This is a genomic window from Pilosibacter sp. NGB245 (assembly GCF_057397225.1).
Map to the genome: position 1 here is coordinate 3,499,244 of NZ_CM171584.1, position 20,400 is coordinate 3,519,643.

The 20,400-nt window shown below is 50.4% G+C and carries 20 protein-coding genes and 1 tRNA gene; 11 read left to right on the forward strand and 10 right to left on the reverse strand.

The genetic code is table 11. The features are described from left to right. Positions 1 to 5 precede the first annotated feature (5 nt). Positions 6 to 2,300, forward strand: a complete 2,295-nt coding sequence (locus ACXMYH_RS15815; RefSeq protein ID WP_486555205.1) for a HAMP domain-containing sensor histidine kinase — start codon at positions 6 to 8, stop codon at positions 2,298 to 2,300. 79 nt (positions 2,301 to 2,379) lie between these two features. Here the strand turns inward: ACXMYH_RS15815 and ACXMYH_RS15820 are convergent, their stop codons facing one another. The 3 genes from ACXMYH_RS15820 to ACXMYH_RS15830 all read right to left on the reverse strand — a co-directional run bounded on the left by ACXMYH_RS15820 (position 2,380) and on the right by ACXMYH_RS15830 (position 6,204). Beyond that, positions 2,380 to 3,504, reverse strand: coding sequence for a M20 family metallopeptidase (locus tag ACXMYH_RS15820; protein WP_118531267.1), 1,125 nt, complete (start codon positions 3,502 to 3,504; stop codon positions 2,380 to 2,382). Positions 3,505 to 3,676: 172 nt separating this feature from the next. Next, positions 3,677 to 5,032, reverse strand: a complete 1,356-nt coding sequence (locus ACXMYH_RS15825; protein WP_486555206.1) for an MATE family efflux transporter — start codon at positions 5,030 to 5,032, stop codon at positions 3,677 to 3,679. 5 nt (positions 5,033 to 5,037) lie between these two features. Continuing rightward, entirely contained in the window at positions 5,038 to 6,204 is a 1,167-nt protein-coding gene (locus ACXMYH_RS15830) for a M20 family metallopeptidase (protein WP_486555207.1), read from the reverse strand. A gap of 331 nt (positions 6,205 to 6,535) precedes the next feature. Between ACXMYH_RS15830 and larE the strand changes: the two genes are divergently transcribed. Further along, entirely contained in the window at positions 6,536 to 7,366 is an 831-nt protein-coding gene (larE, locus tag ACXMYH_RS15835; RefSeq protein WP_486555208.1) for an ATP-dependent sacrificial sulfur transferase LarE, read from the forward strand. A gap of 171 nt (positions 7,367 to 7,537) precedes the next feature. On the opposite strand, the gene ACXMYH_RS15840 is transcribed toward larE, so the two are convergent. Next, the gene (locus ACXMYH_RS15840) at positions 7,538 to 7,792 is read right to left on the reverse strand and encodes a hypothetical protein (protein WP_117513471.1); all 255 of its coding nucleotides are present in this window, start codon (positions 7,790 to 7,792) and stop codon (positions 7,538 to 7,540) included. 121 nt (positions 7,793 to 7,913) lie between these two features. On the opposite strand from ACXMYH_RS15840, the gene ACXMYH_RS15845 reads away from it, so the two are divergent. Both ACXMYH_RS15845 and ACXMYH_RS15850 read left to right on the forward strand, forming a co-directional pair. Next, positions 7,914 to 9,128 carry a metallophosphoesterase gene (locus tag ACXMYH_RS15845; protein WP_486555209.1) on the forward strand — a complete coding sequence of 405 codons (1,215 nt, stop codon included), beginning with the start codon at positions 7,914 to 7,916 and terminating at the stop codon, positions 9,126 to 9,128. A 60-nt stretch (positions 9,129 to 9,188) separates the two neighbouring features. After that, on the forward strand, positions 9,189 to 10,364 hold the full coding sequence (locus tag ACXMYH_RS15850) for a M20 metallopeptidase family protein (RefSeq protein WP_486555210.1): 1,176 nt from the start codon (positions 9,189 to 9,191) through the stop codon (positions 10,362 to 10,364). A gap of 57 nt (positions 10,365 to 10,421) precedes the next feature. Here ACXMYH_RS15850 and ACXMYH_RS15855 read toward each other — a convergent pair whose 3' ends face one another. From ACXMYH_RS15855 to trmB, 5 genes are all read right to left on the reverse strand, one after another. Beyond that, positions 10,422 to 11,390: a P1 family peptidase gene (locus ACXMYH_RS15855; RefSeq protein WP_486555211.1), complete on the reverse strand. Its 969-nt coding sequence runs from the start codon at positions 11,388 to 11,390 to the stop codon at positions 10,422 to 10,424. A 260-nt stretch (positions 11,391 to 11,650) separates the two neighbouring features. After that, a tRNA-Lys gene (locus tag ACXMYH_RS15860) sits at positions 11,651 to 11,723 on the reverse strand. 192 nt (positions 11,724 to 11,915) lie between these two features. Beyond that, complete coding sequence (trxA, locus tag ACXMYH_RS15865; protein ID WP_215701937.1) at positions 11,916 to 12,233, reverse strand: thioredoxin; 318 nt, start codon at positions 12,231 to 12,233, stop codon at positions 11,916 to 11,918. Positions 12,234 to 12,249: 16 nt separating this feature from the next. Beyond that, entirely contained in the window at positions 12,250 to 12,387 is a 138-nt protein-coding gene (locus ACXMYH_RS15870; RefSeq protein WP_166462232.1) for a hypothetical protein, read from the reverse strand. A 54-nt stretch (positions 12,388 to 12,441) separates the two neighbouring features. Further along, positions 12,442 to 13,107 carry a tRNA (guanosine(46)-N7)-methyltransferase TrmB gene (gene trmB, locus ACXMYH_RS15875; protein ID WP_118531249.1) on the reverse strand — a complete coding sequence of 222 codons (666 nt, stop codon included), beginning with the start codon at positions 13,105 to 13,107 and terminating at the stop codon, positions 12,442 to 12,444. A 333-nt stretch (positions 13,108 to 13,440) separates the two neighbouring features. Between trmB and ACXMYH_RS15880 the strand changes: the two genes are divergently transcribed. After that, on the forward strand, positions 13,441 to 14,247 hold the full coding sequence (locus tag ACXMYH_RS15880; protein WP_486555212.1) for an SH3 domain-containing protein: 807 nt from the start codon (positions 13,441 to 13,443) through the stop codon (positions 14,245 to 14,247). A gap of 115 nt (positions 14,248 to 14,362) precedes the next feature. Here the strand turns inward: ACXMYH_RS15880 and ACXMYH_RS15885 are convergent, their stop codons facing one another. Continuing rightward, positions 14,363 to 15,277 (reverse strand): LysR family transcriptional regulator, encoded by a 915-nt coding sequence (locus ACXMYH_RS15885; RefSeq protein ID WP_118531245.1) that lies wholly within the window; start codon positions 15,275 to 15,277, stop codon positions 14,363 to 14,365. 274 nt (positions 15,278 to 15,551) lie between these two features. Here ACXMYH_RS15885 and ACXMYH_RS15890 point away from each other — a divergent pair, with 274 nt between their 5' ends. From ACXMYH_RS15890 to ACXMYH_RS15915, 6 genes are all read left to right on the forward strand, one after another. Beyond that, the gene (locus tag ACXMYH_RS15890) at positions 15,552 to 15,863 is read left to right on the forward strand and encodes a hypothetical protein (protein WP_015552856.1); all 312 of its coding nucleotides are present in this window, start codon (positions 15,552 to 15,554) and stop codon (positions 15,861 to 15,863) included. Between the two features lie 3 nt (positions 15,864 to 15,866). Beyond that, the gene (locus ACXMYH_RS15895; RefSeq protein WP_486555213.1) at positions 15,867 to 16,922 is read left to right on the forward strand and encodes a V0D/AC39 family V-type ATPase subunit; all 1,056 of its coding nucleotides are present in this window, start codon (positions 15,867 to 15,869) and stop codon (positions 16,920 to 16,922) included. A gap of 17 nt (positions 16,923 to 16,939) precedes the next feature. Further along, positions 16,940 to 18,868, forward strand: coding sequence for a V-type ATP synthase subunit I (locus ACXMYH_RS15900; protein WP_486555214.1), 1,929 nt, complete (start codon positions 16,940 to 16,942; stop codon positions 18,866 to 18,868). Between the two features lie 39 nt (positions 18,869 to 18,907). Then, entirely contained in the window at positions 18,908 to 19,339 is a 432-nt protein-coding gene (locus ACXMYH_RS15905) for an ATP synthase subunit C (protein ID WP_015552854.1), read from the forward strand. A 45-nt stretch (positions 19,340 to 19,384) separates the two neighbouring features. Further along, the gene (locus ACXMYH_RS15910; RefSeq protein WP_015552853.1) at positions 19,385 to 19,693 is read left to right on the forward strand and encodes a V-type ATP synthase subunit F; all 309 of its coding nucleotides are present in this window, start codon (positions 19,385 to 19,387) and stop codon (positions 19,691 to 19,693) included. A gap of 73 nt (positions 19,694 to 19,766) precedes the next feature. Further along, complete coding sequence (locus ACXMYH_RS15915; RefSeq protein ID WP_436974511.1) at positions 19,767 to 20,348, forward strand: V-type ATP synthase subunit E; 582 nt, start codon at positions 19,767 to 19,769, stop codon at positions 20,346 to 20,348. Positions 20,349 to 20,400: the final 52 nt, after the last annotated feature.

Below are 20,400 nucleotides of genomic sequence, written 5' to 3' on the forward strand. Positions count from 1 at the left end.
TCCAGATGGCAGAAAAAAAGACAAACTCATTTTTCAAGCGTCTCGTCGGCTTCCTTCACTTTCTCTTTGCCTGCGTGACACTCGTCGGAATCGGGTTCATGTATTTAAACAGCAACTACGGCCGGGGTCTCGACTGGATCAAGACGGAGACCTTTGAACAGTCCCCGGATTTCAGCAAAAAAGTCCAGGCAGATATCACAAATATCTTCGATTATGTCCAGTATCAGGATATTTTCGAGGTAAACGGTGAGGTCGACTACTCCCAGGTCGTCCTGGAAGTCACCACGGGACCTGGCGGTGAGAAATCCTACACTCTGGACGATATTATCCAGTACGGAAAATCCCTGGGCTACTACATGGACGAGTCCGACAACTACGCGTTAAAGGGCGGTCCGGAGACTCTGTCCGAGGAAGACCAGGAACAGGTCTATGTCCGCTACCGCTGCTACCAGTCTGAGGAAGACTTAACGAGCCCGGATCAGTCCTTCTCGACGATGCCGGACCTGACGTATGAGATCTTAAGGCGTTTCTCTTCCTACTACTCGATCTACTCGAGACTCATGAGCGACTTTACGAATCTCTATTTCCGCGTGGCGTACTACTCAAAAAATAATGCGATCTATGAGATCCATACCAACGCGCCGGAGATGTCCAACGATGACATTATGGCCATGGGAAGATATATCTACTATTCCGGAGACTCCAACGACCTTGCGGTCCGGACGAACTTCGAATCCAACTTTCCGAGTATCCCGGCGCTGATGTCGAAAAATAACCCGTACAACGGCAACAGCTACTATGTGGTCATCGGTCTCGACACATCCTATAAGGCGAACGATGACTATGCCCAGGCATATACCGCCTATAATAAGTCCCGCGTGAATTTCTCCAACGGACTTTATATTACGATCGCGGGACTTGCCGGTTCCCTCGTGACCTTCGCATTCCTGCTGTTCCTGTCCGGACATGCGTCGATCTCTGACCGGACCATCACGCTTTACCCATTTGACCGGACAAAAACGGATTTCATGCTGCTCCTGATGGCATTCGTGTCCTACCTCTGCATCCACATCATGGCGCCGGTGACATCAAAGCTCCTGCACCTGGTAGTGACATCAGATTACTGGGACCGCGCGAACCTGCTGGTGGCCTTCGGATACCTGTATTTCTGCGTCATCCTGACCTTCTTCAGCCTGATCCGCAGATACAAGGCGGAAACCCTCTGGAAAAACAGCTTTCTGCATGATCTTACAGAAACACTCTCCGAGAGCACGTTCCGCTACCGGATCACAATAGGCTTTGTGCTGTATCTTGCATACAACATATTCATGATCACCGTGGGGGCATTCATGATCTTCCATCATGAAAATTCCGTTTTCCAGTTCATGCCGTTCATCTTCGTGATGATCGCCTGGATCGCCGGAAACCTTCTGGTATTCTACTTTATCTACCGAAATGCGAACCAGACTGACAAGATCCATGCCGCCATCGAAAAACTCGCCTCCGGGGAGACGAGCTACAAGGTGGATGTCAATGATTTCTCGAGTCTGGAGGCGGAACTCGCCGAAGGACTGAACCGTATCAGTGACGGTCTGGAGACAGCTCTTGCCGAACAGGTAAAGAGTGAACGCCTGAAGGCCGACCTGATCACGAACGTGTCCCACGATATCAAGACACCGTTGACCTCCATCATCAACTATGTTGACCTCATCAAGCGCCAGCACATTGAAGACCCGACGGTTCAGAAATATCTGGAGGTTCTGGATCAGAAATCCCAGAGGTTAAAGACTCTGACCGAGGATCTTGTGGAAGCTTCCCGCGCAAGCTCCGGAAATATCAAGCTGGAAATCACAAATATCGATTTCGTAGAACTTGTCCAGCAGACGACCGGAGAATTTGAGGAAAAATACGCGATCCGCCATCTGGAGATCGTCAACACACTTCCGAACGAGGTCATCATGATCGAGGCAGACGGACGAAGGCTATGGCGTGTCCTTGAAAACCTCTATAATAACGCATTCAAGTACGCGTTAGAAGGAACCCGCGTCTACGTTACAATCGAGGACCATGGCGCCGACGTTGTGTTCACGATCAAGAATGTGTCCGCAAACCCGTTAAACATCAGCCCGGATGAGCTCACCGAGCGATTCGTCCGCGGTGACGTTTCCCGAACCACGGAGGGAAGCGGACTTGGACTTTCCATCGCGAAAGACCTGACAACTCTTCAGGGCGGAAAGTTCGAGCTGATCATCGATGGCGACCTGTTTAAGGCGCAGATCACGTTTCCGATCAAAAACTAAATAGCTTCTTATAAACAGAGAGCGTACCACCTTTTTTAGGCAATACGCTCTCTGTTTATATCTTATGTATTGAAATCTCTCAGATCGTCAGCACAAACGAAGCCAGCATCGCGATCCTCGGAATATACTGGTCGATCAGGATGTACTCGTTTGCGGAGTGGGCCCCGTCACCGGCTGCGCCGAGACCGTCAAGGGTCGGGATACCCAGAGCAGACACCTCGTTTCCATCGCTGCCGCCGCCCACAAACTGATGGGAAAACTTAAGCCCGACCTTCTCGCCGCAGATCTTCGCCTTCTCAAAGAGCGCCATGTTCGCCTCCGTCTCCTCCATCGGCATCTTGCTGTCCCGTTCGATGACTTCCCTTGTGGTTCCCGGAACCGTCGTCCTGATCTCGTTGATCGCCTTGCGGATCCTGTCGCCCTCGGCGGCTGTCTTTACACGGCAGTCGATCTCGATCTCTGCCTCTGCCGGGACAACGTTCGGTTTTGTACCGCCGCTGCAAACGCCCACATTGACGGTAGTTCCAGCCTCGTAATCTGTCAGTTTCTGGATTGCGAGGATCTCATGCGCCAGTTCCTCGATGGCGTTAATCCCCTCTTTATGGGCATTTCCTGCATGGGATGCCTTTCCATGAATCCTTACGGTAAAACGGACAAGGCCTTTTCTTCCTGTCTTTAAATCTCCGTTCGCTGTACACGGCTCGCAGACAAGCGCCGCCTTCGCGTCCTTCGCAAGCTCACAAATGATATCGGTGGACTCAGCACTTCCGGTCTCCTCGTCACCATTAAAGATGAATTCCAGCCTCTTTCCCGGATCGATCCCAAGATCCTTATATGCCTTTACAGTCCAGATCGCGGAAATAAGTCCGCCTTTCATGTCATAAACACCCGGTCCGTGGAGCTCATTTCCTTCTGTATAATACTTCAGCGCACCGATGAGATGTACGGTGTCATAATGACCGATAAACAGGATCTTCTCCGTACCCTTTCCATACTGGAACCGCACCGGACAGTGTCCGTTCTCCGCTTCGTAGACAAAGCTGTCCTCTCCTGTGCGCTCCTTGATCAGCATGATCAGCTTTTCCCGCACCTTTGCCAGAGCCTCAATATCTGAAGTGCTGGCCTCTGTCAGGACTAGAGATTTTAAGTCCTCAAAGATCTCCGTCTCATGTTCTTTTAAGTAAGCAAGTATTTTCTGTTCCATGATTTCTGTCCTTTCTTCTGTAATTGATACTGTATGCCCTTCCGGCCAACCAGATCGATCCGTTTCCATTTTACATCAAATCTGAACCATCGGAACTATTTTTTCATATTTCATAAAATCTGCCTGCACTTTTGTACAGCATTTCTCAGTCCGGAGATTTCCTATCCGTATATTACTTCTTTATCACGCGGACCTTCTTCCATTTTCCTGTCAGATACCATCCAAACGAGATCACATAATTCGCGGCCCAGCCAAGGGGAACCGCCATCCATGCTACCTGGATTCCATAAATCGGCGCAAACAGGTTCGTCACGCTGACACGGATCGCGAGATTCACGAGGTTTGCCACCGTAAATGCCGTCACATCACCTGCGCCGCGCAGCAGACCATCCGTGGACGCCTTGAGGCCGATAAACGAGTAGAAAAACGATAAGAACTTCACATAACTGAGTCCCACCGAATACGCCTCACTGCTGCCGCTGTCAAGGAACAGGGATACGAACGCGCCTCCTGCCAGCTGGTACATCACGCAGAGCACAGCACCCGCCGTCAGGACGATCACATAGCACATCCGGTAACCTTCCTTCACCCGGTCGATCTTTCCAGCCCCCATATTCTGGGCTGTGAAGGTTGACATAGCATTTCCCATGGCCAGCATCGGCACGATACTCAAGGACTCGATCCGCATGCCTGCGGAGTATCCGGCGATTGCCGTGGAGCCGAAGCTGTTGATCACAGACTGGACCAGCAAAATTCCGATCTGTACGATGGACTGCTGCAGCGTGGACGGAACGGCGATCTTCACCATGGAGACCGCCATCTCTCCGCTGTAGAGACGCACCGGCTCCTCGGCAGGATACCCCTTTAGCTTCCGCATCAAAAGAAGGAAGGAGATCACCGCCGAGATTCCCTGTGCGATCAGTGTCGCCAGCGCAACGCCCCGGACACCCTGCTTGAAAACGATCACAAGGATCATGTCCAACGCGATGTTTAACAGGGAAGAAAAGATCAGAAGGTACAGCGGCTTCTTTGAATCTCCCAACGCGTTGAAGATCGATGCCTGAACGTTATACATGAACAGGAACGGCAGTCCGATAAAGTAGATCGCCAGATACAGCGCCGCGTCGGAGAAGATATCCTCCGGTACGTTGACGAGATTCAGGATCCGGTTGTTGAACAGGATCCCCACTGCTGCCAGAAACGCCGCAATCCCAAGGAAATTGAACATCGTCGTGTAGACTGCCGTCTTCATCTTCGCGAGTTTTCCCGCCCCCAGGAACTGGGAGATCACCACGGGGCTTCCGATTCCGCCGCCGATGGCGATGGCGATAAAGACGTTCGTGATCGCATAGGATGCGCCAACCGCCGCTAACGCCTGTTCCCCGACGAATTTTCCTACCACTACTGAGTCCGTGATGTTGTAAAACTGCTGAAAAAGATTTCCGAGTATCATCGGAAGCACGAAGAAAAGCAGGGATTTTCCCGGATTGTCCGTCAGCATGTCATATTTTTTTCTTGTCTCTTTCATGTCTGTCAAAACGTAATGATGGAAGCCAATGCCAGTTTCGCTCTGGAAAACAGCGTCTCAGCTACCGCATACTCCTCCATTGAATGATTGTTCGCTCCCTTGACGCCCATGGCGCAAACTACCGGAACGCCTTCCGCCGCAGCCAGGCAGGAATCGGACCATCCGCCGACTTTCTTTGTCTGCAGCTTTCCGTAACCGATCATGTCTGCCGCCTTCTGGACATGGCGGAAAAGCTCCAGATTTTTCTCCGATACCGGCATTACCGTACTCGGCTTCGTCCAGGTCACATCTGCCGTCGTGTCCGGGACAGTTCTCGTCTCCGCAATCTTTTTGATCGTCTGAAGTGTTTCCTCAAGGCGCTCAAAGCTGTCGTAGCGGATATCGATTCCAACCTCACAGGACGCAGCCACTGCGTTTGCAACCGTTCCGCCCTGGATCACACCTACATTCACAAAAAGTCCATGTTCAAAGTCATGAAGTTTCTGGATCTCGATGACCTTATGCGCCATCTCCAAAATTGCGTTTCTTCCGCGCTGTGGATCATTTCCAGCATGGGCCGCGACTCCGTGAACGGTGAGTGTCACACGGCAGGAACCTTTTCTTCCGACAACGAGTCCGTCATCGATAAATCCCGTCTCAAAGTTGAATGCCGCCGCGCATCCCGCGCAGAGTTTCCGGATCTCTGACTCCGCATTTGTCTGACGGTGTCCGTTCTCCTCATCTCCCGCAAAGACAACGCGGATCGGGCGTTTCCCATATCCGCATCCATGGAGCGCCTTTAAAACGTAGACAGCGATCACAAGTCCCGCCTTCATATCCAGAACTCCCGGTCCGTGGGCATTTCCGTTCTCATCGATGCGGAACGAATTTTTCTCCAGCGTGCCTTTCGCGAATACCGTGTCCATGTGTCCGATCAGGACGATGGGCTGGCCTGCTGCCTCTTTATTCCATACACCTGTCAGGAGGTTTCCGAAACGTTCCATCGGGATCACAGCTGTCTCCACTCCGGCACTTTCCAGTTCATCCTTTAAGACCGCACCTACCTGGTCAACGCCCTCTTTATCCGGGGTTCCGCTTTCGATAGAAACGATCTTTTCCCATAGCGACAGCATCTCGTCCCTGTGACGGTCTATATACGCGGATGTCTTCACGATTAGTTCTCTGTCTTCCATAGCCTGCATCCTCCTTGCCATTTTATTCATCTATGATATAACAAACATACTGAAATGAAAATACTGAAAATCTATAAAAATCGGGAATTCTGCCTGACGGTAACACCTTCCCGGTTACAAGCTTGACTTCTATGTCTCTGCGAATTATAATGAGTGAATTAAACCTACCAATTTGCTATGAAGATATGACCGCTCGTACGAGGCTGCTAAGATAAACGCTCCGCGAGGATGTGCAGTGATTCTGATAGGAATATGTCAGCTTCTCTGACCAGAATCACGCGGCAAGTCTCACGGACGTTCAACTTGAATATGAAAGGACGGAGAATTCCTTATGAACAACACGATCAACGTTTCCATAGACTGCGTTCCGGCCGCACTCCGAGAATTTTTTGCGGAACATTCTACCATCGCTCTGGCTTTTTCCGGCGGAACGGATTCCTCTTATCTTCTCTATGCCGCAAAGGCCTGCGGAGTAAATGTACATGCCTACTATGTCTCCACGCCGTTCCAGCCGCAATTTGAGTTAGATGACGCGAAGCTTCTCGCTGAATCGTTACACGCGGACATGACGGTCCTGCCCTTTGATGTGCTGACAGATAAAGTCGTAAAGAGCAACCCGAAAGACCGCTGCTACTACTGCAAGAATCAGGTATTCGGCGGAATCCTGAAAGCCGCAAAAGAGGACGGCTTTACCGAGATCATGGACGGAACGAATGCCTCCGATGACGCCGGTGACCGCCCGGGCATGCGCGCTTTAAAAGAAATGAAGGTACTGTCCCCGCTGCGCCTTTCCAGAGTGACAAAAACGGCACTCCGGGAATACTCCCGAAATGCCGGATTATTTACATGGAACAAGCCCGCCTACGCCTGTCTTGCGACGAGAGTTCCATCGGGAATTTCCATCGAATCTTCTGTATTAAAGGATGTGGAATGGGCGGAGAAATCCCTCTCCGACCTTGGATTCCGTGACTTCCGCGTCCGCGTGTACCCGGATCCTGCTGCCGGTGATACAAAACCCGACGCGCCGTGGTGTGCGAAGCTCCAGCTCACCGAGGACATGATCCCGAAGCTTATGGAGCAGCGGAAGGAGATCTGCGCGCTCTTAAAGCAGAGATTTACGGATGTGACACTGGATCTTGTAGCGAGAACACCGTCGATGTAGGGAACGTCTCCCACATCTGTACATCAGATCTAATGCTCTGTATACGCAGATCAGCTAAAGTCTATAAAACAAGGAACGAGTATAACCGGCTTAACTTCACCGGTCATACTCGCTCTTAAAATATTTTTCACCCCGGAAACTTCCGGGCCTTTTTGTATACAGGATTCCTCTCTATGTCACCTCATTCAGCCACGCTACTGCCGCTTTGATCCCGTCCTCGCTGAATTCAAATTCCTGATACGTCTTTTTTTCATCTTCCGTCACAGAAAAAATAAACGGCCCCGGCCAGGTGACCGCCTGGATCTTATCCGGCTCGCCTTCCTCTCCGCTGATCTTCCGGATCATAAAATTCGTTCCCTTTTCACTTCCGGTAAATGTTGTCTTCTTTAAATATGGAATGGAGATCATTCCTGTCAGATCGATCATAACAACCTCTTTTCTTCTTTTCCATTGCAAATTGCTAAAGTGTTCGCTATACTTACACCATAAACCACCGTACAGGAATCATTATACACCATTCCTGTCCATGAAGCATCAGGAGTATCTCATGTTAGCTGTATTTTTATCTCCGATCTACCTGTTATTTCAGGCATACATTCTTTTATGGCTCTACGCCTGGGCGGATTCCTGCTCCCCGGCGCTTCATTCACTGTTTTTCAGGATCCCTGTCACAGTCCTCTATCTGTTTTTTGCCGTCAGCCCGCTGACCGGATTTCTGATCACAAAAGAACCACTTCACCATTTTCTCCGGGTGATCAGCAACTACTGGCTCGGCACTCTGGAATATATCCTGCTTTTTATCATCACCTTCGACGTGATCCGCCGTGTCACCGGCCATTCCTTCTTTATGAAATACCGGTATCCGGCCATGCTGCATACCATGCCGAAAAATCTCGTGATTTTTGGCGGCTTTGCCATTGGCCTGATCCTTATGGTCAGCATTTACGGTGTCCTGCATGCAAGACGGGTCTATGTGCGGCAGGATCCGGTCGTCATCGAAAAGAGTTCTTCTCTTCCGGGACTTAAGATCGCCCTGATCGCAGATCTTCACCTTGGATATAACTCCACGAAGTCCCATGTAAGAAAGATCGTAGACACCATTAACTCCCAAAATGTCGATCTCGTCTGCATTGCCGGAGATCTCTTCGACAATGATTACGACGCGATCAAAGACCCAGATAAGGTGGCTGACATTCTATCCGATATCAAGAGCCGGTACGGCACATACGCCTGCTGGGGCAACCATGACGTAAGCGAGAAGATCCTCGCCGGATTCACATTTCCACAGAAGGAAACGATCGTCCGGGACGGGCGGTTTACGGAATTTCTGCACCACGCCGGTATCACGATGCTGGAGGACGAGACCGTCTGCATCGATAATGCCTTCTATCTTATCGGCCGCCGGGATAAGGATATGGCAAAAAAAGAACAGCTCTCGCGGAAAACCTTTGCTGAGATCACCGAACCTCTCGATCCCTCACTTCCCATCATCGTCATGGATCACCAGCCGGGAGAATTGTCAGCGGCCTCCGATGCCGGTGTCGATCTGGACCTCTCTGGCCACACCCATGACGGTCAGATGTTTCCGGCAAACCTTGTGGTCCATTTTCTCTGGGAAAACGCCTGCGGAGTCCTGAAAAAGGGGGCTATGACGTCTATTGTCACCTCCGGTGCCGGTGTCTGGGGACCGGCGATGCGGGTCGGGACTAACAATGAAGTCGTGATCGCAAATGTGTCGTTTGATCCAGCCACAGACCAATAAGCTGTTGTTCCGATAAGTTGTTCCTATAAATAGTATAAACGAGAAAAACGGAGGTTTTATATGAAAGAATTTGTCAAGTCCATCACAAGTCCTTATGAAAAAGAACTGATCGAAACACGCCGTTACCTGCACCGACACCCGGAGCTCTCCTTTCAGGAGACAGACACTGCCGCTTACATCCGCAGCACCCTGAATGCCCTGGGCGTCCCGCTGATGGAAGGGATCTCCGGAACCAGCACGGTCGCTGTCATAAAAGGTGAAAAAACCGGTCCATGCATCGCGTTCCGTGCGGACATCGACGCGCTCCCGGTGGAGGAAGAAAATGATCTCCCGTTTAAGTCCGAGGTTCCCGGCGTTATGCATGCCTGTGGACACGATATCCATACCGTAGTCCTTTTAACCTTCGCAAAGGTTCTCACAGCCCATCCGGAGCTTGTCCGTGGAACTGTGAAGCTGATCTTTCAGGCAGCCGAGGAAAAGCTCCCGGGAGGCGCTAAGGCGCTCTGCGAGGAAGGTGTCATGAAGGATGTCGATCTCATCTATGGTTTCCACTGTGCTTCCGCGTTTCCGCTCGGCACCATCGCCGTGACTCCCCGGGCGTATTCCGCAGCGATCGGTATTTATGAAGTGAAGATCCATGGAAAGGGCGGTCATGGCGGTTATCCGCAGAATGCCCTGAACCCGGTCCCCGTGGCCTGCATGGTCGGATCTGCTTTAAACCAGATCCTGGCTGAGAAAAAGAATCCGCTGGAAGGCGGTGTTCTTACGGTTTCCTATATAAATGGCGGCCAGTATCCGAATATCATCACGGATACCGTGACTCTCGGCGGCAATGTCCGCACTTTAAACAATGACCTAATCGACAAAGTCTTTGACTCCATCCACTCCATCAGCAGGGGGATCTGCGCCGGATTCGGCCTCACCTGCGATGTGACCACGACTCTGGGCTATCCGGCAGCCATCAACGTGCCGGAGGAGATCGAAACGATCCGCAGTGTCACAAGAGACCTCGGATATACCGTCTACGAACGCCCGGATGCCCTTGGCGGTGAAGATTTTGCCTACTATCTTCTTGAGAAGCCGGGTGCCTACTTCCAGATCGGAATGGCTGATCCCGAACGCCCGATTACCTCTTCCCCGCACCATAACTGCCATTTCCAATTAGATGAGCGCGGAATTTCAGAGGCGCTTGAGATGGAGCTTGGTCTGTACCTGCGCGTGACAGGACAGATGTAACCGTATAGAAAAAGCGGCTGTCATATCGGCAAAGTTTTGCCGGGCAGCCGCTCTTTTTTATAAATCCTTCGCTCCAACAAGTCCGTAGGCCGACTCCGCGCTCCTCACAGCCCTCAGGATCGCCTCCGCCATAACCTGGGCGCCGAGGGTTCCGACCATATCCTGATCTGCCTTCACATCGCCCACAGACAGCGCGTAGATGCTGTCTCCATCGGAAGAGGTATGAACAGGACGGATCGCCCGCGCATAGCCGTCGTGGGCCATCCCGGCGATCTTGCAGAGGCTGCTCTTCGGGAATGCCGCGTTCGTGATCACCGCACCGATGGTCGTATTCTCTGTCGCGCCAGTGAACTTGTTCTTGACCACTTCATAGCTCTTATAAACGGCTTCTTCTGTGTCCGCAAATGTCTTCCTGTCCGCATTTAAAATACCAGCGACCTTCTTTCCGTCCTTCCAGTCATAGATATCGCCTCTCGCATTCACCGCAACGATTGCGCCGACCTTCAGATCACCAATCTGCACCGCATAACTTCCGATTCCGCCCTTCATGCAGAGAGACTTGTCCCCCAGCTTTCCGACGGACGCACCTGTTCCAGCGCCGAAGTTTCCATCCTGATAATTATTCTTCTCCGCGCCCTCGCACGCCGCATATCCCATGGCCTTATCCGGTCTCGTCTTAAAATCCCCGACCATCAGGTCAAACAGGCAGGACTCGCATACAAGCGGCACCTTCGTGATTCCCACATCAAAGCCGATCCCACGTTCTTCCAGATACTCCATAACGCCCCCAGCCGCGTCCAGACCGAACGCACTTCCGCCGCTGAGTAAAACTGCCTGGATCACGTCAGCTGCCGCCATAGGCTTTAAAAGCTCTGATTCCCTGGATGCCGGACCGCCCCCGCGGACATCCAGCCCAGCTGCCGCTCCACGCTCGCAGATAATAACCGTACACCCGGTCCCCGCTTCTTTATTCTCTGCGCTGCCGATCCTGATGTTTTCGATCTCTGTGATCTTGATTTCTTTCATCCTTTTAATCTCCCTTTAATTACCTGTGATTCCGAAACAGGATCCCCTAAATGAGGATCCTGTTGGTAAATTTTTCATAAACTTCTTCTATTTATATAGTATATCACATTTTTAAATTAAATTAAAATCATAAAATCGCGAATATATAACGGGTAACAAGTATTTGAACGAATGATATGATTATTGAATGATTCGATATCAGTGTAACAAAAAACACCGTCCCGGCGGCTTATCATCCGCTAAAACAGTGCTTTTTTTCGTGCACCTTCAGGGATTCGAACCCTGGACAAATAGATTAAGAGTCTACTGCTCTACCAGCTGAGCTAAAGGTGCTTGGTTTGTTGTTTTTCTTTGTTTTGTTTGCCTCATCCGTGGCACGTTTTGTATTATAGGATAAACCAAGAAAAAAGTCAACACCTTTTTTGAAATTTTTTTAATTTTTTTGTTTTTCAAAAAACAGGTACAAATAAAACGATTAAAAAAGCCAGCAAACATGCGGGTTTGCCGGCTTTTCCATTATATTTCCTACAACATCTCTTTGATCGCATTTTCCAGAACTTCTTTATCCTGAAGTCCAACGCTCTTGGAAAAAACTTCTCCGTTCTTAAAAAGGATGATCGTCGGGATAGACATAACTCCGTAGCGGGCAGCAATATCACTGTTCTCGTCTACATCGAGTTTGCCGATCTTTACTTTTCCGTCGTACTCCTCAGCGAGCTCTTCGATCACCGGAGCCATCATACGGCACGGGCCGCACCATGTCGCAAAGAAATCCACAACTACCGGGATATCGGATCCCAGAACATCAACATCAAAATTTGCGCTTGTAAATACTGCTTCCATGTTATTTTCTCCTTTTTTATTTTTTCTTTTTGCCGCAGACCACAGCGTTCGCCTCGTCAAAACACTTCTTGACCCGGATAATCTTCCGGTTCAGTTCTGTCTTGTCGCAGGTTGTCTGCGCGAGCCACCGCTTCAGACATGTCCACATACTCATCCGTCACACAGCCTTTTTGCCATTTCTCATTTAATATATGCAGACATTCCCGGCTTATTCAGCCTGTTTTGCGGTAACCTTCTTGTCGCGACAGGCCGTCAGCTTACAGATCGGCTTGCCCTCCGCGGAGAACTTCGTCTCGTACTCTGTCATAACATTTCCCTCGGCCATATCACTGTGGTGAAGATCAAATGTATGGGATGTCACCTGCCAGCCTGCCTCCGGAATGGATTCTAACGAATAGCGGAACAGGTCCTGATTATCAGTCTTAAACTCGATGATTCCGTCCGGCTGTAAAATCTTATCATACACGGCAAGGAAACGGTCCGATGTCAGACGGCGCTTCGCGTGGCGGTCCTTCGGCCACGGATCCGAGAAGTTTAAGTAGATCCGCTCCACCTCATTCTCCGCGAACACCTCCGTAAGCTCTAAGGCATCGATCCTCATAAAATAAATATTAGAAAGCTCCAGCTCCGCGCGCTTCTGAAGTCCGCGAAGCAGAACGCTGGAGTAACGCTCGATTCCCACGTAATTGATATCCGGATTCATCTGGGCAAGCTCCATGATGAATTTTCCTTTTCCCATTCCGACCTCAATGCGGATCGGATTATCGTTTCCAAAAAATTCATGCCACCTTCCTTTCAGTGACTGCGGATCCTGGACCACATATGGGCTCTCAGCAATCTCTTCTTCAGCGCCTTTGATATGGCGTAATCTCATAATGTATTTCCTCCTGATATTGCTTGTGTATCATTTTATCATTGAAAGCCTTATTTTGCAAGGTAACAGTGACGCGCAGAATTTTTCTTTCAATATATCTTTTGGAAACAGAGAATTCTTAAATTGTTCAAAAATTTTTCGTGCAATTTTCCTACTGTTCCAGTATAATAAAGATAATGGCTGACAAAATCGCTCTTTTCGTGTCTGCGATCGTTTCATCAGGCGCACAGCATTACATAGAAGAAAACGGCATCTGTGAGTATCCGGCACCTTCACCGGCACCGGATTTTTACCTTCACGCGCCGTTAAAATACATAAAACGGAGGGATTTATATGGCAAGAAACGACATTCCTAACGGATGGGATAAGATCCGTCAGAATGTTCAGGAGACCGAGCGTCTCATGGGACAGAAACAATACAACCAGTCCATGATCAAGGCAAAACAGACCGTGGAATACATGGTTAAGCTCCAATGTGAACAGGCGGGGATCATGGAAGGCTCCATGGACTCTATGATCCGCGAGCTCTACAACAACGGCTGGATCTCAAAGTCCACCACCGAGCACTACTTACAGATCTACGACATCGGCACAAAAGCCGCCAAAAACGGCGATAACGGTGCCTACAATGCAAACCAGGCCTACCACGTGCTGTCCCAGGAGATCTACTCCTTTGCAGACAACGGAAAAGCGGCCCGCGGCAGACGCCCGTCCGGGGCCCATTCCCAGCAGTCAAGACGAGCTTCCGGTTTCGGGCGCTCCGGAAGTGGCATCCAGCCCACAGACCTCTTAAAGTTTGTCGTCCCGATCGTCCTCGTGATCATCCTGATCATCCTGATCCGTGTCCTAACGCCGAAGAAACCGGCTACAGAGGAGACCTCCGCACCAGTGATCACAACGGAAGCAGCAGAGACCACAGTCTCGGAAACCGAACCGGAGAGCACAACTTCCGGCTCTTCCTACAAGACAACAACGACCTTAAACGTCCGCAAAGAACCGTCCACCGACGCGGACCGCATCGGAAAACTGGACCCGGGCGCATCCGTTGAATATCTCCGCGACCACGACGATACCTGGGCCGTCATCAAGTACAACGGACAGGAAGCCTATGTCGCGAAGGAATTTCTGACAGCGGAGTAATAACTTATTGGAATATCAAATTCAAAAAGCTCTAAAGCCAATATTTAGGGCGGGATTCCGATGGATCCCGCCCTATTGCTGACTTCAGAGTTCTTTTTTCATTTATACTACATTCTTACACCGTCACATCTCCCATCCCCGACGGGTCTTTCTCAAAATACTTACAGAAATAATTCACAAACTCATCCACCACCGGCTTATTTCCTGCCTGCTCAAACACTGTGACCACAAGATCCCGCCTGCAATTCGGGTAACGGATCGGGATCAGGACAACACCGTGCCCCGGCTTTCCACCCCAGGCTTTTTCCGGCCAGAAGCCGATTCCAAGCCCTGCCGCGATCAGGTTTCGCACCGACTCCGGACTGTTGCTCTCGAACACCGCCTGAGGACGGATCCCCGCTCTCCTGCAGAAATCATCGCAGATCCCGCGGAGCTGCCAGCCGTTTCCGAGACGGATGAAATTTTCTTCCTTCACTTCCCGCAGATCGACGGTCTTATGCTTCGCAAACTTTGAATCCGGCGGCACTGCCAGAAAAATCTCCTCCCGCAGATATTCCCGTCTTACCACACCATCCGGAAGTTCCTGCGGATGCGGAGGCGTCACAGATATAGCGATCCTTGATTCGATATGGATATCACAGTTCTCCGTCATCTCAAGCTGGGATACCTGAAACTGGACATCCGGTTTCAGGGCCCGATAGGAAATAATACTGTTCGTAATGAGGTTCGACGCGGACAGGAAATTTAAATAGATCGTGCGCTCTGATGAATAAACCGACTCCCAGAGCTCATCCTTTAGATTATCGATGGATTCCAGAATCGGGATCAGGCGTTTTTTCAGGAGTTTCCCCTGTTCGTTGAGCTCGATCCGGTGATTTTTCCGGTCAAAAAGGCTTACGCCGAGCTCCGTCTCCAGACGCTTGATGGACTGGGACAATGCCGGCTGGGCAATATGCAGATCTTCTGCCGCTTTTGTCAGATTTTCATACCGCGCTGCCGCCAAAAAATACCGAAACTGCTGGATTTCCATATCATTCCCCCTTTTTCTTTCGCGCCTTAACGATTTTGTTAATTTTGTGCTAATTTTTCGTTCATTTATGGCATTTTCGTTTCATTATAACATTCATGTTATAACAGCATAATTATTATATATTTGAAATTCCTGATTTTCAAGTTATATTATGATGTTACCGGGGTCAGACACCCAGGAAAACCTGACTTGAATTTTACCGCATAAAATTCCCGGGTATCTGGCCCCATCCCCCTGGATGAGGGAAAATCCTTCTCAGAAAGGAGACAAATCAATGAACAATATCATCAATCAGCTCTCCCAGATCGAAGAAAAGACTGTCGCGATCTTAGACGGCGCTGCCGACAAGAAAAAAACTCTTGCAGCAGAATATGAGGCAAAGACGAAACAGTTTGACGAGGAGCTGAATCATGAAACCGAACTGGAAATCCAGTCCATGCGCCAGAAAATGGAGGCAGAAGCCGCCGCGGAGCTTGACAGGCAGAAAACCGCCGCCGGTGACCAGATCGCCCGCCTGGAACAGCATTACGAAGAAAAGCATTCCTGGTATGTGGACTCCCTCTTCCGTTCTATGACCGAGGTGTGATCTATGGGAAGTCTCATCACTTACAGTGCGATCGCTGCCAAGCTTGCCGCGATGCGCGGGCATTTCCTCACGGATGATGAGTTCTCGGTCCTCGCGGGAATGGAGAATGTACCAGCTGCCGTCGAATACCTGAAAAGTTCTCCCGCCTATAGGGATGTTTTTTCCGGTGTCGAAAATGAGGAACTCCACAGAAGTAAGATCGAAGAGCTTTTGTGGCACTCCCTCTACGGTGATTTCTCAAGGCTGTTCCGATTCGCAAACGGAACCCAGAGAAAATTTCTGGATCTCTACTTTCTCCATTTCGAGATCGATGTCATGAAACGGTGTCTGAGGGACGCGGTTTCCGGAAAACGCTCAGATTTGAACTTTAAGAGCTTTGAGCCCTTCTTCCGAAAGCACTCCCACCTGGATTTCACCGCTCTGACTGATTCAAAAGATCTGGACGAATATCTGGACAGCATTCAGAACACCCCTTATTATGGTCCGTTAAAGGACTTAAAGGATCAGGGCATCACTTCCCTGTCTGAGTTCGAATCTGCTCTGGACATCCTGTACTTCATCCGTTTCTGGAAAAGTTTAAAAGACCAGCTTTCAAAAGACGACCGGGAGGCCATCGCCGACTGTGCCGGTGAAAAGATCGATCTTTTAAATATTGAATGGCTCGCAAGAGCGAAACGCCACTACAAATTATCTGCCGATGCCATTATGGAGCTTCTGATCCCCGTATGGCACCGTTTAAAAAAGTCTCAGGCAAGGGAGCTTGCCGAAGCGCCGTCTATAGAGGAATTTGACCGGATCCTAAAGGGGACCCGCTACGGAAACCGGATCTTTCTGGCATCCGTCGAAGAGCAGGAGAATCCGGAACTGCATTCCCTGTTCCGGGCGCTTCTGGATGCTGTGTACAGCAAATCCGGACGGAATGATCCATATTCCGCGGCTGCGTTAAACAGCTACTTCTACTTTAAGGAAGAGGAGATCAGAAAAATCATCACCACCGTTGAGGGGATCCGTTACAGCCTTGGCAGTTCAGAAATTCTCACCTGCCTGGCAGAAAGTTAGAAAAGGGGGTATGCTCTGTGATCGAAAAAATGAAATTCGTCAGCATCTCCGGGCCAAAGAACGATCTGGACCGAATGGTCAACCAGTATCTCTCCCACTATGAGATCCAGCTGGAAAACGCGCTGACCGAATTAAGATCCGCATCAAAATTAGAACCATATCCCGGAACCAATCCATACCGGGAACCGCTTCAGAAAGCGCAGAAACTTCTCGCTTCCTGTCCCGGCGCAAAACAGCAGGAGATTTCCACCGGAACAATGCCCGTGGAGAACGCCATCACACTTGTAAATGACATGGATACGGAGCTCGCCGCCTCCGATGGGGAGCGGGAGTCCTTAAAGGCAAAAGAAAAAGAAGTCTCTTCCCTGTTGGAGCAGGTACGCCTGTATGTGGAACTGGACTTCGATATTCCGGCAATTCTGAAGCTGAAGCACATCAAATACCGGTTCGGACGTATCAGAAAGGAAAGCTTCCCGCAGCTTCAGGCATTCGCCGACCGCTCGGATGAGACGATCCTGTTCAAATGCCACGAATCAGACCACTATATTTCTTTGCTCTACTTCACACCGGATATCACCTCCGACCGGATCGACACCGTCTTCTCGTCCCTGCAGTTCGAGAGGATCTATCTCCCGGATGAGTACGCCGGAACCCCGAAGACCGAGGTCGAACGTCTGGAAAACGAGCTTGCAAGTCTGAAAGCAAAGGAACAGGCCTTGGACGCAAAAGATTCCGAGTACCTGCTGACGAGACAGACCAGTCTCCGGGATGCCAGCCAGGTGCTGAAATCCTATGAAGCAAACTTCAATGTGAGAAAGTATGCGGCATGCACCCATGATAAGGATCATCCGTTCTACATTCTCTGCGGCTGGATGACAAAAGAGGACGCGGAAGCTCTCCACAGGGACCTCGCAAAGGACGCGGACACCTTCTTCGTCTTAGAGGACAGCAAAGAGCACGTGACCAGCATTCCGCCCACCAAGTTAAAAAACATTCCGCTGCTGCGGCCGTTTGAGATGTTCGTAAAGATGTACGGACTTCCGTCCTACGACGAGTTTGATCCGACGCTTCTGATCGCCATCACCTACTCCATCTTCTTCGGCTTCATGTTCGGAGATGCGGGACAGGGACTTGTCCTTCTGATCGGAGGTTTCCTGCTCTATAAGTTCAAAAAAATCGATCTGGCAGCCATCATCTCCTGCTGCGGATTCTTCTCAACGATCTTCGGATGCCTCTTCGGAAGCGTCTTCGGATTTGAAGATGTGATCCCGGCGCTGTGGTTAAAGCCGACCGAAGCCATGACGGATCTTCCGTTTGTGGGTCGTCTGAACACCGTATTCGTCGTTGCCATTGCTCTCGGCATGGGAGTCATCCTCTTTACGATGATCTTAAACATGACTACGAGCTTTAAGAACCATGACACCGAAAAGACCTGGTTCGATACAAACGGTCTCGCAGGCTTTGTCTTTTATTTCAGTCTTGCAGCCACCATCGTGATGTTCATGAGCGGACATACACTTCCGGCGGCAGCGATCCTGATCATCATGTTCGTCCTGCCGCTTCTCGTGATGTTCTTTAAGGAACCGCTCACAGCAGTTCTGGAAAAGAAATCTGAGAAGATCTCCGGTGGCGTGGGAATGTTCATCACACAGGGATTTTTCGAGCTGTTTGAAGTACTCTTAAGCTACTTCTCCAACACGCTTTCCTTCGTCCGTGTGGGCGCCTTCGCCGTCAGCCACGCAGCCATGATGCAGGTTGTTTTAATGCTCGCAGGCGCAGAAACCGGAGCACCGTCCATACCGGTCATTGTTCTCGGAAACCTGTTCGTGTGCGGCATGGAGGGCCTGATCGTCGGGATCCAGGTACTCCGTCTCGAGTACTACGAGCTGTTCAGCCGGTTCTATAAAGGAAGCGGCCGGGAATTTAAACCGTTCTACGAGAAATAAAAATAAATGGTAAAATACAGATTTTAGGAGGTCATCGTCATGACAATCGCAGTAAAACTTCTTTTAACCGTTGCACTTATCTTCAGTATTGCAGTCCCCTTCGGAGCTTTCGCCGCAGGTGAAAAGACGAAAGGACGCTATAAAACAGCCCTCGCGGCCAACACTGTAATGTTCTTCGGAACCATGCTCTTCGCCGTCTGCGTACTCTTTGGCGGCACTGCATTCGCAGCCGAGTCCACAGCTGCAGCCGGCGGCATCTCCACCGGTATGGGCTACATCGCAGCTGCTCTTTCCACCGGACTTTCCTGTATCGGCGGCGGCGTTGCTGTTTCTGCGGCAGCATCCGCAGCACTTGGCGCTATCAGTGAGGATTCCTCCATTCTTGGTAAATCTCTTATCTTCGTAGGTCTTGCCGAAGGTGTCTGCCTGTACGGACTTATCATCTCCTTCATGATCATCGGTAAACTTTAATGCCTGATAACATGGCTGAACTATTACCAGGAATGGAGACCGGCTATGAGAATGTATTTGATCAGCGATAATACCGACACGCTGACCGGCATGCGGCTGGCGGGCGTGGACGGTGTGATCGCAAATGAAAAAGAAACGCTGGAAAAGGCGTTGAACGAAGTATTAAAAGACAAAAATATCGGGATCATCCTGCTCACCGAAGCTCTCGGAAAGAAGTATCCGGAGCTGGTTAAGACGGTACGCACAGAACATAAAAAGCCGCTTCTCATCGAAATTCCGGACCGCCACGGAACAGGACGGCGGCCCGATTTCATCACGGCATATGTAAATGACGCGATCGGACTAAAGTTATAGTATGCACACAGCGGTTCCGTCCGCAGGCAACAGCGATCCGGAACCGCTGCAGATCGATATTGGAATCAAGGAGGTGGCTGCTTTGACAACCGAAGAAAAGTTACAGCATTTTGAAGACATCTGCACAGGCGACGCATTAAAGAAATACGAGCAGGCAGTCTCTGATTATACCGCTTATGAGGAAAAAATCCTGAATGAGCATAAAGAAAACGCCAGAAAGCAGGCAGCATTGCAGATCGCTGCCGAAAAAGAGCGGATCGCACGGGAGACCAACAAGAACCTGTCCTTAGGCCAGATCGAAATCCGCCGTTCCTATAGCAGAAAAGATGAGGAACTCCGCGGAAAAGTCTTCTCCGAGCTTCGCGACAGGCTGGCGCGGTTCATGGAGACCCCGAAATATGACGCACTCTTAGAGGCGCAGATCAAAAAAGAAAAAGCATTTGCAGGATCCAGTGAGATCCATATCTATATCGACCCGTCCGACAGGGAAAAGCAGAATCTTTTATCCTTAAGGACCGACTGCGACATCCGCGTCAGCCAGTACCCGTTTCTCGGCGGCACGCGGGCCGTCATCGCCTCGAAAAATATCCTGATCGATAACTCCTTTGAGACGAAGCTCAAAGAAGCTGAACAGGACTTCCAGTTCTCACTGTAACTGTGCGATACGTTTCCGCGGGCAGCGCGGTACACGCGCAGACCTGCCGGCC